We start from the raw sequence: 15,510 nt of genomic DNA on the forward strand, positions 1-15,510 counted from the left end.
CCTTCATAGCCCGATTGATCTGACGGGATAATTTTGTCTCCCGCCCGGGCTGTGCCATCCAACTACCGTTTTGAGGACCGGTTGCCGAATCCGTCGCGCCGGGCTGGTTAAATGTCACGCAAGAAGCTCGATTTTCGCGCTGATGCATATCGCAATGTGCTCGGCTTTGTTTTCAACCATTGGCGCAACCGGCCGGCGCTGGTGGGTTTCATCATCGTGCTGGTAATTGCCAGCACGCTGGCCGAAGTGATGGTGCCGGTCTTTTCCGGCCAGATCGTCGATGCCATTGCCGGCGGTAACGGCGCTGGCAATGGGGGCGATGGGGCGTTGCGCGCCTTCGTCATCGTTGTGTCGCTTGGGCTGGTGAGCGTGGTGCTGCGCTGGTTCATCTTCAATGGCATCATCAGGCTCACCCTGAAGACCATGGCGGATGTCACTCATAACGGCTTCCACAAGGTCCAGCGTTTCTCCACCGACTGGCATGCCAACAGCTTTGCCGGTTCCACGGTGCGCAAGATCACACGCGGCATGTGGGCGCTGGATTCGCTTAATGACCTGCTGCTCGTCGCGCTTTTGCCTTCCATCGTCATGCTGGTGGGCGCGACCATCGTGCTCGGCAGCTACTGGCCGGTCATGGGCCTGATCGTCGGTCTCGGCTCGCTGATCTATGTCGGCGTCACGGTGGGGCTTTCGATGGGTTATGTCTCGCCGGCGGCAAGGTTGGCCAATGCCTGGGATACCCGGCTTGGCGGCGCGCTGGCGGATGCCATCAGCTGCAATTCGGTGGTCAAGGCCTTCGGCGCCGAGACCCGCGAAGAAACGCGCCTGGGCCATGTGCTGGTGAAGTGGGACAACCGCACACGCAGGACATGGAAGCGTGGCACGCTGAACGGCACGATCCAGAGCTTCATGATGGTCTCCATGCAGGCCGGCATTCTCGGCACCGGCCTCATCATGTGGCGACAGGGGCTGGCGACACCGGGCGACATCACCTTCGTGCTGGCGATGTTCTTCGTGCTGCAGGGTTACCTGCGCGATGTGGGGCAGGATATCCGCAACCTGCAACGTGCCGTCAACGACATGGAAGAGCTGGTGCTGCTGGACAAGATGCCGCTTGGCATCGAAGACAGGCCGGATGCCGGACCGATCAAGATCGGAAAGGGCGAGATCGTCTTCGATCACGTCACCTTCCAGTATGGCGCGCATACCACACCGCTTTATGATGACTTTTCGGTCACCATCAAGGCGGGTGAACGTGTGGGCCTGGTCGGCCATTCCGGTTCGGGCAAGACAACCTTCGTCAAGCTCATCCAGCGGCTCTACGACGTCAAGTCGGGTGCGATCCGCATCGACGGCCAGAATATCGCCGGGGTCACGCAGTCGAGCCTGCGCGGCCAGATCGCCATCGTGCAGCAGGAGCCCATCCTGTTCCACCGCACGCTGGCGGAAAACATCGCCTATGGCCGGCCGGACGCCACGCGGCGTCAGATCGAGCAGGCGGCGAAACAGGCGAGCGCCCATGATTTCATCATGTCCCTTCCCAAGGGTTATGAGACGATGGTGGGCGAGCGTGGTGTCAAGCTGTCCGGCGGCGAGCGTCAGCGTGTGGCCATTGCCCGTGCTTTCCTCGCGGATGCGCCGGTGCTGATACTGGACGAGGCGACTTCCAGTCTCGACAGTGAAAGCGAAGTGCAGATCCAGCAGGCAATGGAACGGCTGATGGTCGGCCGCACCACACTGGTCATCGCGCACCGGCTTTCCACGGTCAGGGCGCTGGACCGGCTGCTGGTCTTCGACAAGGGCAAGATTGTCGAAGAGGGTGACCACCAGGCGCTTATCCGCCTCCATGACGGCATCTATCGCCGGCTGTTTGAACGGCAGGCGCTGGAGCTGACCAAGGGGCTGGTGGCCTGAAAAAACGAAACGCCGGGGTTTCCCCCGGCGTTCCCTTCCCGAACACTGAACCCACGCCACGAACACGCCGCTTTTTTCGCGTAAGGGCGTGTTCTGCGCAACACCAACAGGACGGTGAACCATGGATTTCCACCCGATCACAAAGCCGCAATGCCTTGTCATCAGGGGAACCCATATCCATGCCGCATTCCATCACTCTCTCGGACCTTTCGTGGTCAACACCTGACGGTCATCCGCTCTTTTCCAACATCAATCTTCGCTTCGGAGCGGAACGCACCGGCCTTGTCGGGCGCAACGGCGTCGGCAAGACGACGCTTCTGAAACTGATTGCGGGGGAACTGTCGCCATCCGCGGGCACGGTTTCCGCCTCGGGCAGCGTCAATCTTCTGCGCCAGAGCGTGCAGGTGGCGCCGGAACAGACCGTCGCCGACCTTTTTGACGCGCGCGATGCACTTGAGGTCCTTGCCCGTGCGCAGGCGGGAACGGCCACTCTCGCAGAGCTTGAAGATATCGACTGGATGCTGGAGGACAAAATTGCCGGGGCCCTGGCGCAGGTCGGGCTGGATGCCTTGCCCTCCACACCGCTTTCGGCGCTGTCCGGCGGGCAGCGCACGCGGGCCGCACTTGCGGCTCAAATCCACGCCGCTCCCGACTTCCTGATCCTCGACGAACCGACGAATAATCTCGATCGGGACGGGCGCATTTTCGTCGCCGATTTTCTGGCGGTCTGGCATGGCGGAGCGATCGTCGTCAGTCATGATCGGGAACTTCTCGAAACCCTCGATGCAATCGTCGAAATGACCACGCTCGGAGCAACCCGTTACGGCGGCAACTGGAGCCACTACCGCGCACAGAAAGCGCTGGAGCTGGCCGCCGCCGAACAGGACTTTGCGCATGCGGAAAAACGTCTGTCCAAGGTCAGACGCCGGTCGCAGGAGGCGCTGGAGCGCAAGGCTCGCCGTGACAGCAGGGGTGCTGCAAAAGCGGCGAGGGGAGACATGCCCCGTATTCTTGTCGGCGCGATGAAAAGGCGCGCCGACAAGACGAGCGGTGACAATACCAATCTGGCCAGCCGCCTGACAGCCGAGGCGACGGAAGATTTGAAGACGGCGCGGGAGCGGATCGAAATCCTGCAGGGCGTCAGCGTCACATTGCCGCCCAGCGGGCTGCACGCGACAAAAACCGTGCTCAACCTGCAGAACCTGACGGCGGGGTATCGGGCCGACCAACCCGTGCTTCGCGATCTTTCTTTCGAAATCACCGGGCCGCAACGTGTTGCCGCGACCGGTCCGAACGGATCGGGAAAAACGACGCTGCTTTCAGTGATCACGGGGGACCTGCCGCCATTTGAAGGGGTGGTACATGTCGGGGTGAAGTCCGTGTTTCTCGACCAGCAGGTCAGCCTGCTCGATGCGAACCTGTCCATCCGCGACAACTTCCTTAGACTCAACCCGCAGGCCGGGGAAAATGCCTGCCGCTCCGCGCTTGCGCGCTTCATGTTTCGTGCCGATGCCGCCTTGCAGATCGTTGCAACGCTCTCGGGCGGGCAGATGCTCAGGGCAGGTCTCGCCTGTGTTCTGGGAGGCCCGCAGCCTCCGCAATTGCTGATCCTTGATGAGCCGACGAACCATCTCGATATCGATTCCATCGCCGCCGTGGAGGCTGGCCTTCGGGCCTATGACGGCGCCTTGCTGGTCGTCAGCCATGATGAGGCGTTTCTCGCCGGCATCGGCATCGATCGGCGGCTGGAACTTGGAAAGTCAGAGGTTCGTTCGGCCCCTCAGTAGTTCACCGTTACGACCACCGTGTCGGAGTAGTTTCCCGGTGCCGGCGTGTTCTGCGCCGGTACGCGTCCGTAGACGGTCAATGTCTGCAGGCTGCCTGTGCCGGTGCCAGTGGCTATCTCCCCCGCTGCACTTCCCCAGACATTCGTGCGGTTCGCGTCGCGGTAGAGACCATAGGTTATCGATGCGCCCGCCTGCACCATCTGGCGCGCGGCTGGCGGGCTGTTGCTCAGGCCGCCATTGAGCGTCACACTGTAGTTCAGATTGGTGGTGCAGGTCAGATTGATCGCTCCGGTCGCATTGACTGCCGTGTTCAACACGCCGTGACTGCCGAAATCGATATTCTGGGCCGAGATGATGCAGGTGGGCGCCACTGCGGCCGACACGTTGAACGGCACCTGCGTGGGGTTCTGGGTCACGGAAGAGCAGCTCGGTGCGAGCAGGGTAAATGTCGTATAGGTGAAGCTCGTTTCCGCGCCGGCGAAGCTGGAAAGATAAAGGCCGCGCGCTGCCGAGGCCTGACCGGCGTTGATCCGGCCATAGACCGTGCGGCTCGTGGTGTTGATCAGGAGCGGCAGCGCCATATCGATTGGCGGAGGCGAGCCGAGTGCGGGCTGTGTGACCGATCCCCAGGAGGTCGTCCGCGCCGCGTTTTGGTAAAGCTGGTAATTGAGAATGTTGCTGCCCTGAAGCATCCGGCGGATGCCGCCCGACTGCCCGCCGCTTCCGGCATTGATGTTGGGGCAGATGCGGATGGAAAGCGCCAGCGACAAGGGGTTGGAGCAGGTGACTGACAATGTCGCCGTCGTGTCCACGGCGCTGCCGCCTGCGAGATTGACGAAGCCGAAATTCATATCCGACATGTTGAAGGTGCAGCTTTGGGCCAGAACCGGTGAAGCGGAGAGGAAAGCGGCGATGGCAAGGGCGGCACGGGTCAGGACCTTCATTGGATGCTCCTGCATAGGGTTTCGAGAGTTGCGCGCGTCTCGCCGGCAGAGGGGACGGTGATCTGCGCCTCGCACTCGCCTTTCGTCGGCTGCATGATGCGGAGGCGATGCGTGTCGCTGATATTGTCGAGATAGGCCTGCCCGTCATAACCGACGACGAAATCGCGCTTGTCGTCGATTTTGCCTGTTGATCCGGTTTCGATGAATTGGCCGCTTTCGTCTTTCAGCGTCACCAGCGCTACCTGACCCTCGGTTTCCACCTTGAAATTGACCACCGCTCCCGCCCGCTCCGCTGGCGTCACGGTCTGTTTCGTGCGGTCGATGCGGGCGTCGACCGGGAGATTGCTGGGGTCGAGCGTGATGTTGTTGACGTCATAGGAGCGCAGGTTCGGAAGCAATATCTTGCCGCGGCGGTTGGTCTGGCCGATAGGGCGGTTTTCCAGCAGGATATCGACGCCGGGCGCGCCCGCATCCACCACCGCGAAAGCGTCATCGATCCGGTTGCCGACAAAGACATCGCCGCCGGCGAGCGCTATCGATCCTTCGATCTGCGCATAGGCCTGTGTCGTGCGGTTGAATTGATCGACGCCCGCCGAAACGCGGGCCGCGCTGCCGCGGTAACTGCCGGAAACGGATGCGATGTCATTGCCGCCGGTCGAGCCGCGCAGACGCCAGCCGTAACTTCCCTCGGCCTGCTCTTCGGATTTTCCGATCTCTGCCGTCAGCGAATATCCATCCGCATCTGACGACATGCCGGCCGAGCCGGAGACGCCGCCGCCGAACGACCAGGACAGGCCCGCGAAGACGCCGTAGGATTGGCTGTCCTCAAGGTCCCTATAGGCGGTGATGAAGATATTGCCGTTCTCGCCGAACGGCCGCGTGGCGGAAAGGCCGAGCAACCGGGATTTCCTCTCATCGAAGGTTTCCACCTGCGTATAGGAAAAGTTCAGGCTCGTTTCATCGAAAGCAAGCTGTGTGGAAACGGAAATCTGATCCACGGCTCGCGGCGGCCGCGCGCTCAGCAGGCCGGATATCGTCCTGAGTGTCGAGCTGTCGGCGGAGACCGACGCCATGTCGTGATAATCGCCGAATGCCCGTTGCGACCGGGCGTGAAATTTGAGCCCGAGCAATTCGGCTTCGACGCTTGCGGAGAGCTGGTAGCCGCTTTCCTCGCCAAAGCGGCTGGATGCGCCGGAAACCGCCGCCAGCCCATGGGCTCCAAGCGTGAAGACGCCGCCAAGGCCGATATTATAGAAATCCTCGCCGCCTTCCGCATGGCCCTCCAGCGTCAGGCCATCAGACAGGCCGTAACGAACCGTCGCTGATCCGAGCAATTTTTCGTCGTAATCGAAAGAAGAGGTTCCGTAATTGCGCCGGGCAAAACCGAGTTCCGCCGAGAAATCGACGAGACCCTTCGCCAGCAGGTCCGGTGACGTATAAAAGGGCGTTTCGGATACGGTTTCGCGGCCCAGCGCATCCCGCACCACCAGCCGCGCATTGCCCGCGCCGCTTATGACGGGAAGATTTGTGATGGAGAAGGGGCCTTCGGGAACATCCTGCGACAGGCGGCGGATATTGTTGACATAGACGTCGACGGTGGAGGGCACGGCCGCTGAACCGGCAAATTCCGGCATCGGCATGGTAACGATATCCGGCCGCAGGTCGAAATTACGGCGGATCTGCAGGCCGCCGAGCCGCGTCGGGCGTGTCCAGCTCGGCCCTCCGGTGATGAGATCGCCGGCCCGGTAGCTCGTCAGCGTTTCCTCGTCTGAATAGCTCCAGGTGGTATCGAGGCGCTGGGTGTCGAACTCCGACAGGCGGGATGTACTCAGAACCTGAGACGAGGACAGCACGCCGAGCGGACCGAAGACCCTGCTTTCCAGGAGGGCCGATACGCCGTTGAAATCGGCGATGTCAGACCATTTGTTGCCGCCGGAGGAGCCATAGATCGTGTAATTCACCACACCTCCAAAATCGCTCGCGGCCTTTTCCTGCGTTTCGTCATCCTCCTCCGTCGCATTCTTGCCAGAGGCGTCGATCACCCTGTTTGCCCGCGCAGCCATTGGCAGGGTGAAATGCATGGACTGGGTGCCTTCATCGTAACGCGCCACCACGTCTGGAAGCCGGGAAATGTCGATCCAGCCATCATCGCCGACTGCGCTTTCAACCGGAGAGATCCCGATATTGTTCAGCTGCTCCGGCTCGATGAGAAACGATCCGGCGTCGTTTTGACGAAATGTGGCGATCAGTTCTGTCGAAACATCGTTGATGTAGACTTCGAGCTGAAACTGTCCCGCTTCTTTTGCGGCAAAAGAGGCTGGTTGCGCCGCAGGGGGTATGTCCTGCGCCATGGAGAAACTGCCCGATGAAATGACCGTCAGAGCGGCAATCGTCAAAACGGCAAGGTCAGCCGCCCGAGACGCGCGCCGTCGCATTGACGGGGCCGCCTTCGCTGTCTGCCGAAATCTTCAGCGTGCCGCCGCCCTTTTTGCCGCCCGTTGCCGGAACCACAAAGCTTGCGGCGGATTTGCCAAGCACATATCCCACCAGCCCCTGCTGCCGGGCAATCGCCTGCCCGTTGCCGCCGGAAAGCATCAGGTTGGCGATCCTTATCCGCCTCTCGCCCGTATTGGACACCGAGACCCTGTAGTCATTGCCCTGTGGCGTTATCTTCCAGGCCGGTTCCGCATCGCCTGTGGAGGCGGGTGAGAAGAAAACGGGGATGGAATGGCGCACCACAAGGTTGACCGTGCCGGATTGTGGTCTTCCCGCCGGCGGCAACTCATCGACGATGACGCGGTAACTCTCTTCGGCCCGCAGGGGCGCCTTGGAAAGCCGGACGATGCGGATAAGGTTTTCCGCGCCTCCCTTCAACTGCGTCATCGGCGGACTGGCGACGACGTCCTGCGCCGCCGTATAGACGTCCTGCCCGTTCTGCTGGGTCCAGCGGAATATACGCACCTGAACGTTGATCGGAGTTTTTGCATCGTTCCAGATGCGAAGGCTGGAGGCCGCCGTGGGCGCTTTAAGATCCAGAAGAACGGGCGCGACCCGTAGCGAGGCAGCCTGTGAAGGTGAAACACTCAAACCGGCAAAAAACGCAGCCGCTAAGGTAAAAAGACGCATGCGCGATCCTCCCTATGGCGATCAGTAATTGAGCGTGGCCGTCACCGTATCGGTATAGACGCCGACCGCGGGTGTCGTCTGGGCAGGTACGCGCCCATAGACAGTGAAGGTCTGCGGTGCCCCGGTTCCCGTTCCCGTTTGCCGGTCCGTCCCCACGGTGTTCCCCCACACCGTGCTATGTGCCGCAGTCGTATAAAGCGAGTAGGAAATGGTCGCGCCGGCGGGCGACGTCATCAGCCGGTTGGCGACCGTCGCCCCCGAGCCGGCGCCGGCGCTGAGGCCCAGGCTGAAGGGTGTGCTGGCCGTGCATTGCACGATAACATCACTGGTCGCATCGATATCGCTGCCGATTACGCCATTGGTGCCGAAATTGAGATTGCCGGCCGAGTTGATCTGGCATGCCGCCTGAATGGTGATCTGCACCGTGAAATTCGTCGAGGCGACCTGCGCAAGGCTTGATGCCGGTGTGAAAACCAGTGCCGCCAGCGATAACAAATAGCTTGATATAGAAAACCGCATGCTGCCTCCCCAAGCTTCGCGCTGCCGATTTCGCCATACGCGATCTCGAATTACTCCGATAACGAGTAATTAGAATAAGCTAATATTCGCGCCGATTTGGTTAATAAATCCTTAACGGACGAGGCTGGAAAACTTCCGGGTGAAATGAGCTATTGGCTGCAACTTTATGAGGATGACACCAGGCCAGCGCTGAGTGCCTCGAAAGCGGCATTTTATCCGTCCACTCGTTCTTTACCGGAGTGCGGCATCTTGTCAGCGGCCCCCGGTTGGCGTAGTCGAAAACGACAGAAACCCGGGGCTTTCAACGCTACCTGCCGGTGGCGTTGTGTTTGGCTCCACAGACACCATGACGTTGGGATCGCGATGACACTTTATTTGGATTACCTGGCTGAAATCAAAAGCAGAGAACCACAGGGTCTCGCGCCCAAGCCGATTGATGACGGTGGACTGACGGCCGAGATTATCGAGCTGATCAAGGATGCCGGCAGCGAGCATCGCGCCGATGCCCTGAAGTTCTTCATCTACAACACCCTGCCGGGCACGACGAGTGCTGCGGGTGTCAAGGCTGCCTTCCTGAAGCAGATCATTCTCGGCGAAGCGATCGTGCCGGAAATCACGCCTTCCTTCGCGCTGGAACTGCTGTCGCACATGAAGGGCGGCCCGTCGATCCGCGTGTTGCTCGACATCGCGCTCGGCAACGACACTGCGATTGCTGCCGCCGCCGGCGAAGTGCTGAAGACCCAGGTCTTCCTTTACGATGCCGACATGTTCCGCCTGCGCGATGCCTACAAGGCGGGCAACGCCATCGCCAGGGAAGTGCTGGAAAGCTACGCCAAGGCCGAATTCTTCACCAAGCTTCCCGACGTTGAAGACGAGATCAAGGTCGTCACCTTCATCGCCGCCGAAGGCGATATTTCGACCGACCTTCTTTCCCCCGGCAACCAGGCGCATTCGCGCTCGGACCGCCAGCTGCACGGCCAGTGTATGATCTCGCCGGAAGCGCAGGCTGAAATCGTCGCGCTGCAGAGGCAGCACCCCGACAAGCGCGTCATGATGATTGCCGAAAAGGGCACGATGGGCGTCGGCTCGTCGCGCATGTCCGGCGTCAACAACGTGGCGCTGTGGACCGGCAAGCAGGCCAGCCCCTATGTGCCCTTCGTCAACTACGCCCCCATCGTCGCCGGCACCAACGGCATTTCGCCGATTTTCGCCACCACTGTCGACGTGACTGGCGGTATCGGCATCAACCTCAAGAACTGGGTGAAGAAGCTCGGCGAAGACGGCAAGCCGATCCTCAACAATGACGGTAATCCGATCCTCGAGCAGAAATACTCGGTCGAAACCGGCACAGTTCTCAAGATCGACGCCAAGAACCGCAAGCTGCGGGATGAAAACGGCACCGAGCTTGTCGATCTCGCATCTTCCTTCACCCCCCAGAAGATGGAGTTCATGAAGGCCGGCAGCTCCTACGCCATCGTCTTCGGCAAGAAGCTCCAGACATTCGCCGCTGAAACGCTCGGCGTCGATGCGACACCTGTGTTCGCGCCCAACAAGGAAATCTCCATCGAAGGACAGGGCCTGACCGCCGTCGAGAAGATTTTCAACCGCAATGCCGTCGGCGTCACGCCCGGGAAGGTGCTGCATGCCGGCTCCGACGTTCGCGTCAAGGTCAATATCGTCGGCTCGCAGGATACCACTGGTCTGATGACCGCCCAGGAACTGGAAGCGATGGCGGCCACCGTCATTTCGCCGCTGGTGGATGGCGCCTATCAGTCGGGTTGCCACACGGCCTCCGTCTGGGACAAGAAGGCGCAGGCGAACACCCCGAAGCTCATGTCCTTCATGCACAATTTCGGCGTCATCACAGGGCGTGACCCGAAAGGCGTCTATCACTCCATGACGGACGTGATCCACAAGGTGCTGAACGACATCACCATTGATGACCGGGCAATCATCATCGGCGGCGACAGCCACACCCGCATGTCCAAGGGCGTTGCCTTTGGTGCGGACTCTGGCACCGTTGCACTGGCGCTGGCGACTGGCGAGGCGACCATGCCGATCCCGCAGTCGGTCAAGGTTACCTTCAAGGGGACGATGCAGCCTTATATGGACTTCCGTGATGTGGTGCACGCTACGCAGGCACAGATGCTTCAGCAGCACGGCGACAACGTCTTCCAAGGCCGTATTATCGAAGTCCACATCGGCACGCTGCTCGCCGACCAGGCCTTCACCTTCACTGACTGGACAGCCGAAATGAAGGCCAAGGCGTCGATCTGCATTTCCGAAGATGAGACGCTGATCGAATCTCTGGAGATCGCCAAGTCGCGCATCCAGATCATGATCGACAAGGGCATGGACAATGCCGCCCAGACGCTGAAAGGCCTGATTGACAAGGCAGATCAACGCATTGCGGAAATCCGTTCAGGTGAAACGCCAGCCCTGAAGCCGGACGCCAATGCGAAATATTTCGCTGAAGTTGTTGTCGACCTCGATGTCATCAACGAACCGATGATCGCCGACCCTGACGTTAACAACAACGACGTTTCGAGACGCTACACACACGACACGATCCGCCCGGTATCCTATTACGGCGCGACCAAGAAGGTCGATCTCGGCTTCGTCGGCTCCTGCATGGTGCATAAGGGCGACGTGAAGATCGTCGCGCAGATGCTGCGGAACATCGAAAAGGCTGAAGGCAAGGTCGAGTTCAAGGCGCCGCTCGTCGTCGCCGCGCCGACCTACAACATCATCGATGAGCTGAAGGCGGAAGGGGATTGGGAAATCCTCCAGAAATATTCCGGCTTCGAGTTCGATGACGCCAATCCGAAGACGTCCAACCGCACCGAATACGAAAACATCCTGTATCTCGAGCGTCCGGGCTGCAACCTTTGCATGGGCAACCAGGAAAAGGCGGCAAAGGGCGACACGGTTCTGGCAACGTCCACTCGTCTCTTCCAGGGACGTGTCGTTGAAGACAGCGCCGAAAAGAAGGGTGAATCGCTTCTTGCCTCCACACCGGTCGTGGTGCTCTCGGCCATCCTCGGCCGCACACCGAGCATCGAGGAATATCGCTCCGCTGTAGACGGGATCGACCTGACAAAGTTCGCCCCGCCGAAGGTAACGCCGATCGATTCCCAGTCGGTCCATTACTAAGACCGAAGTCGTCGCGGGCGCGGGCCAAGGACGCCCGCGCCGGCGATGCGTTGAATATGCCGAATTAACGAGGACAGCGGGGAGAAGTCCCCGCTGTTGCGTTATGTGCCGGCGGAATTCCGATGTCAGCCATTGCAGGCTTCATACATGTCTTGGCTTGGCCTTCGCCGGTTTTTGCGGTAACCAGACTGCATGATAAAAGCCTCGAGTATCACCTGCATCTAGCTCCCGCCGTTGCGTGAGGAGCATCGAGCGAAAAGCCGACAGGCTTGGCGCTCGGCGTCGGCTTGCCTTGAGGCAAGCGAGTGCGAACATATGCAGTGAGATTACTCCAATGGAAAACTACTTCGAAAGCCCGTTCCGGGGCATCACGCTTGACAAGCAGGTCAAGAACCCGAACCTCGTGGTCGGGAAATACAGCTATTATTCCGGTTATTATCACGGCCACAGCTTTGAGGACTGCGCCCGTTATCTGTTGTCGGATGAAGGCGCGGACAGGCTGGTGATCGGAAGCTTCTGTTCGATCGGTTCGGGCGCCGCCTTCATCATGGCGGGCAATCAGGGCCATCGCAACGAGTGGGTCAGCACCTTCCCGTTTTTCTTCATGCCCGAGGTGCCGGAGTTCGAAAATGCAGGGAATGGTTATCTGCCGGCGGGCGACACCGTCATCGGCAACGATGTCTGGATAGGCTCGGAAGCCATCATCATGCCCGGCATCACGGTTGGTGATGGCGCCGTGATCGGAACGCGGGCGCTGGTGACGAAGAATGTCGAGCCCTATGCCATTGTCGGCGGCAATCCCGCAAAGACGATCCGCAAGCGGTTTGATGATGGCAGCATCGCCCTCTTGCTCGAGATGAAATGGTGGGAGTGGCCGGCGGAGCAACTGAAGGCGGCAATGCCGCTCATGACCAGCGGCAATGTCGCGGAGCTTTACCGGTTCTGGCAATCCGATAGGTCCCAGTCGTAAAAACGCCCGGCCCGCCTCATCGAGACGGGCCGGAACTCCCTTAGGGTCAGGACAGATGATGTGGCTTCTGAAGGCCGTAAACGGGTGTTTTCAGGCCCACCTGTCTCGCCTTTAGCTGGAGCGAGAGATATTGCGAATAGTGCCGCGATTGATGCAGGTTGCCGCCGTGGAACCACAGCGCCTGCTGTTGTGTCGGCTTCCACATGTTGCGCTGCTCGCCTTCCCATGGGCCGGGATCCTTGGTGGTGTCGGAACCGAGGCCCCAGCATTTGCCCACCTTGTCCGCCACCTCACGCGAAATGAGATCGGCCGCCCAGCCATTCATCGAACCATAGCCGGTCGCATAGACCACCAGATCGGCAGGCAGTTCCGTGCCGTCCTTCAGCACCACGGCATTCTCCGTCAGGTGCGAGACATCCACCCCGGATTTCAGCTTGATCGAGCCGTCGATCACGAGGTCGCAGGCCCCGACATCGATGTAATAACCCGATCCGCGCCGCAGATATTTCATGAAGAGGCCGGACTCGTCGTCACCGAAATCGAGCATGAAACCGGCTTTCTCAAGCGCGGCATAAAAGTCGGCATCCTGTTCGCGAATGCGATCGTAAACGGGAACCTGGAATTCATGCATGATCCTGTAGGGCAGGGAGGCGAAGATAAGGTCGGCCTTGCGCGTGGTCATGCCGTTTGCCACCGCCCGCTCGGAATAGAGGTCGCCAAGACCGATATCCATCAGCGAGCCGGATTTGACGATATGGGTGGAGGACCGTTGCAGCATGGTGACGTCAGCGCCCGCTTCCCAGAGCGCTGCGCAGATATCATGCGCCGAGTTGTTGGAACCGATCACCACGACCTTCCTGCCGGCGTAGGCGTCCGGACCCGGATGCTGCGAGGAGTGCTGCTGCTCGCCCTTGAAGACATCCTGTCCGGGGAATTTCGGGATATTCGCCTTGCCTGACATGCCTGTCGCCAGCACCAGCTGTTTCGGCCGCAGCACGACCTCGTTGCCCGCTTGGTCGACAACCACGGTCCATTCGCCCGTCGCCTCGTCATATCGGGCGGACTTGCAGGTGGTGGAGCCCCAATAATTCAGCTCCATGACTTTTGTGTACATTTCCAGCCAGTCTCCCACCTTGTCCTTCGGCGTGAAGACGGGCCAGTTTTCCGGGAACGGAATGTAGGGCAGGTGGTCGTACCAGACGGGGTCATGCAGGCAGAGCGATTTGTAGCGCTTGCGCCAGCTGTCGCCGGGCCGTTCATTCTTCTCGATGATGATCGCCGGCACACCGAGTTGGCGAAGCCGCGCGCCGAGCGCAATACCGCCCTGTCCGCCGCCGATAATGACGACATAGGGCTGCTCCGAATAGCCGAGTTCGGCGGCCTCAGCCTCGCGTTTTTCCTTCCAGGTCCGGCGGTTGCGGTCGTGGCCATGCTCCGCGCCCATCGGGCGGCGGATGCCCTTCGGCTCTTCGTGGCCCTTCAGTTCGCTCATGGTGGTGAGCAATGTCCAGATCAGCCCGTCCTTCAGGCGGATATGGCCGTAACCACGGGCGACACCGGTCTCGAACTCGAACCAGCCTTCGGTGACGCCATCGCCTTCCGAGGCCTGCTCCTTCACATCCTGCACCAAGCCCGAGGGTTTGATGGCGGAAAGCTGGCTCGTCAGCATGTCGCGGATCTGCTCACGGCCTTCCAGCGTTTTCAGGTTCCAGGTGAAGGTTACGAGGTCGCGCCAGTAACAATCGGCCTGAAACAGGTTGACGGCGTCGTCTATGTCTCCATTTTCCAGCGCATTACCGAGCTTGGAAAGAACCGTGTCGATTTTAGTGGCGGGACTGACATCAAGCATATTCATCTCCTCCATGGTGCTTGGTCTGATGGGTGGAGCGGCGAAATCACCGCCCCGAAAGCCTGTGCCCTCGGCATAGCGGGCTCCTCTCCCGGCATGCCTTGGGAGGCAGGCCTATTTCGAAAGATCGATCAGGATCTTCAGATGGGTGCCGGCGGGGTCGAGCAGGGCATCGAAGCCCTCAGACACGGCCGTATCGAGCGTGATGCGCTTGGTAACGATCTTCGTCGCCGGCAGCAGGCCGGAGGCGATGAGCCGGATGACCCGCGGCCAGTAATGGGTCGGATAGGCCCATGAGCCCTTGATCTCCAGATCGCGGAATGTCACCTGGAACCAGTCGATCGGGTTTTCATGCGGATGCAGCCCGGTCTGTACGACGACGCCCTGTTTGCGCACCGCATCGACGCAGGCCTTGAGCGCATGTTCATTGCCTACGCATTCAATGGCGACATCGCAGCCGACCTTGCCTTCCGTTGCTGCGCGCAAGACATCGCCGACATTGTCGCGCTTCGGGTTAATGGTGATGACGTCGGGGACGATGCTGCGGGCAAGCTCAAGGCGGGCGTCATTGAGATCGGACACGAAGAGCTGGGCAGCGCCGGCCGCACGCGCTGCCAGAAGCGTGAGCATGCCGATCGGGCCAGCGCCCGTGACCAGAACGCTGTTGCCGGCGGTGACGCCGCCGCGGTCGCAGGCATAGACAGCAACCGCTGATGGTTCAACGAGTGCGGCCTCTTCATCTGTCATCTCGTCGGGAATCTTCTGGACGTTATATTCGTTGACGAGTGCCGCCTGCGCCATGCCGCCGCCTTCCCAGCTGAGACCGACCAGCGCCAGCTGCGTGCTCAGATGAAAGAGGCCACGGTCGGCGAAATAGTCACCGGATCGCGGCATGATGAGCGGCTGGATCGAGACGCGATCACCGACGCCGACCGAGGTGACGCCTTCGCCGATGGCCTCCACGACGCCGCCGAATTCGTGACCGAGAATTTGCGGGCCATGTGCGCCGGTAAAGGGGTGCGGTTCGGTGGGGATGAAGATCGGACCGTAACTATATTCATGCAGATCGGTGCCGCAGATGCCGACGAATCGGTTGCGGACAAGAACCTGTCCCGGCCCCGGCCGTTTCGGCTCGGGAATGTCTTCAACCCGCAGGTCCCTGGCTGCATGAAATCTGAGCGCGCGCATGTTCTCTCCTCGATGGCTCCTGATGCCAGAGAAGGTGCAATGCCCGTGCCAGCGCGGTTT

At 60.5% G+C, this 15,510-nt stretch carries 10 protein-coding genes; 4 read left to right on the forward strand and 6 right to left on the reverse strand.

Going from position 1 to position 15,510, the window contains the following annotated elements; translation table 11 throughout:
* The first annotated feature begins 111 nt into the window (after positions 1-111).
* Together MRBLRC7O_RS22920 and MRBLRC7O_RS22925 are read left to right on the forward strand one after the other, a co-directional pair.
* Positions 112-1,914 (forward strand): ABC transporter ATP-binding protein, encoded by a 1,803-nt coding sequence (locus MRBLRC7O_RS22920; protein WP_020810982.1) that lies wholly within the window; start codon positions 112-114, stop codon positions 1,912-1,914.
* Between the two features lie 179 nt (positions 1,915-2,093).
* Positions 2,094-3,701 (forward strand): ABC-F family ATP-binding cassette domain-containing protein, encoded by a 1,608-nt coding sequence (locus MRBLRC7O_RS22925; RefSeq protein WP_020810983.1) that lies wholly within the window; start codon positions 2,094-2,096, stop codon positions 3,699-3,701.
* Here the strand turns inward: MRBLRC7O_RS22925 and MRBLRC7O_RS22930 are convergent.
* From MRBLRC7O_RS22930 to MRBLRC7O_RS22945, 4 genes are read right to left on the reverse strand one after another with little or no spacing between them, the layout of a single operon-like run.
* A complete protein-coding gene (locus MRBLRC7O_RS22930; RefSeq protein WP_020810984.1) occupies positions 3,695-4,645 on the reverse strand; it encodes a Csu type fimbrial protein in 951 nt (316 codons plus the stop codon). The two genes, MRBLRC7O_RS22925 and MRBLRC7O_RS22930, sit on opposite strands and share 7 nt — an antisense overlap.
* Complete coding sequence (locus MRBLRC7O_RS22935) at positions 4,642-7,080, reverse strand: fimbria/pilus outer membrane usher protein (RefSeq protein WP_080864416.1); 2,439 nt, start codon at positions 7,078-7,080, stop codon at positions 4,642-4,644. The genes MRBLRC7O_RS22930 and MRBLRC7O_RS22935 overlap by 4 nt, the downstream gene beginning before the upstream one ends.
* On the reverse strand, positions 7,052-7,771 hold the full coding sequence (locus tag MRBLRC7O_RS22940) for a fimbrial biogenesis chaperone (protein ID WP_060727215.1): 720 nt from the start codon (positions 7,769-7,771) through the stop codon (positions 7,052-7,054). Before MRBLRC7O_RS22940 ends, MRBLRC7O_RS22935 begins: the two co-directional genes overlap by 29 nt.
* 21 nt (positions 7,772-7,792) lie before the next feature.
* The gene (locus tag MRBLRC7O_RS22945) at positions 7,793-8,290 is read right to left on the reverse strand and encodes a Csu type fimbrial protein (protein ID WP_060727214.1); all 498 of its coding nucleotides are present in this window, start codon (positions 8,288-8,290) and stop codon (positions 7,793-7,795) included.
* A gap of 363 nt (positions 8,291-8,653) precedes the next feature.
* Between MRBLRC7O_RS22945 and MRBLRC7O_RS22950 the strand changes: the two genes are divergently transcribed.
* Together MRBLRC7O_RS22950 and catB are read left to right on the forward strand one after the other, a co-directional pair.
* A complete protein-coding gene (locus MRBLRC7O_RS22950; protein ID WP_060727213.1) occupies positions 8,654-11,443 on the forward strand; it encodes a bifunctional aconitate hydratase 2/2-methylisocitrate dehydratase in 2,790 nt (929 codons plus the stop codon).
* 334 nt (positions 11,444-11,777) lie between these two features.
* Complete coding sequence (gene catB / locus MRBLRC7O_RS22955) at positions 11,778-12,413, forward strand: type B chloramphenicol O-acetyltransferase (protein WP_060727212.1); 636 nt, start codon at positions 11,778-11,780, stop codon at positions 12,411-12,413.
* A 46-nt stretch (positions 12,414-12,459) separates the two neighbouring features.
* Here the strand turns inward: catB and MRBLRC7O_RS22960 are convergent, their stop codons facing one another.
* The gene (locus MRBLRC7O_RS22960; protein WP_080865040.1) at positions 12,460-14,262 is read right to left on the reverse strand and encodes an NAD(P)/FAD-dependent oxidoreductase; all 1,803 of its coding nucleotides are present in this window, start codon (positions 14,260-14,262) and stop codon (positions 12,460-12,462) included.
* Between the two features lie 114 nt (positions 14,263-14,376).
* Positions 14,377-15,450 carry a 2,3-butanediol dehydrogenase gene (locus MRBLRC7O_RS22965; protein WP_060727211.1) on the reverse strand — a complete coding sequence of 358 codons (1,074 nt, stop codon included), beginning with the start codon at positions 15,448-15,450 and terminating at the stop codon, positions 14,377-14,379.
* Positions 15,451-15,510 lie beyond the last annotated feature (60 nt).

Origin of the sequence: Agrobacterium radiobacter, assembly GCF_040801995.1 — a bacterium.
Taxonomy (GTDB): domain Bacteria; phylum Pseudomonadota; class Alphaproteobacteria; order Rhizobiales; family Rhizobiaceae; genus Agrobacterium; species Agrobacterium radiobacter.

Bases quoted from the DNA above. Each gene is read 5' to 3' on its own strand.
- MRBLRC7O_RS22935 (WP_080864416.1), bottom strand. From the start codon at position 7,080: ATGCGACGGCGCGCGTCTCGGGCGGCTGACCTTGCCGTTTTGACGATT.
- MRBLRC7O_RS22940 (WP_060727215.1), bottom strand. From the start codon at position 7,771: ATGCGTCTTTTTACCTTAGCGGCTGCGTTTTTTGCCGGTTTGAGTGTT.
- MRBLRC7O_RS22960 (WP_080865040.1), bottom strand. From the start codon at position 14,262: ATGCTTGATGTCAGTCCCGCCACTAAAATCGACACGGTTCTTTCCAAG.
- MRBLRC7O_RS22945 (WP_060727214.1), bottom strand. From the start codon at position 8,290: ATGCGGTTTTCTATATCAAGCTATTTGTTATCGCTGGCGGCACTGGTT.
- catB (WP_060727212.1), top strand. From the start codon at position 11,778: ATGGAAAACTACTTCGAAAGCCCGTTCCGGGGCATCACGCTTGACAAG.
- MRBLRC7O_RS22925 (WP_020810983.1), top strand. From the start codon at position 2,094: ATGCCGCATTCCATCACTCTCTCGGACCTTTCGTGGTCAACACCTGAC.
- MRBLRC7O_RS22920 (WP_020810982.1), top strand. From the start codon at position 112: ATGTCACGCAAGAAGCTCGATTTTCGCGCTGATGCATATCGCAATGTG.
- MRBLRC7O_RS22950 (WP_060727213.1), top strand. From the start codon at position 8,654: ATGACACTTTATTTGGATTACCTGGCTGAAATCAAAAGCAGAGAACCA.
- MRBLRC7O_RS22930 (WP_020810984.1), bottom strand. From the start codon at position 4,645: ATGAAGGTCCTGACCCGTGCCGCCCTTGCCATCGCCGCTTTCCTCTCC.
- MRBLRC7O_RS22965 (WP_060727211.1), bottom strand. From the start codon at position 15,450: ATGCGCGCGCTCAGATTTCATGCAGCCAGGGACCTGCGGGTTGAAGAC.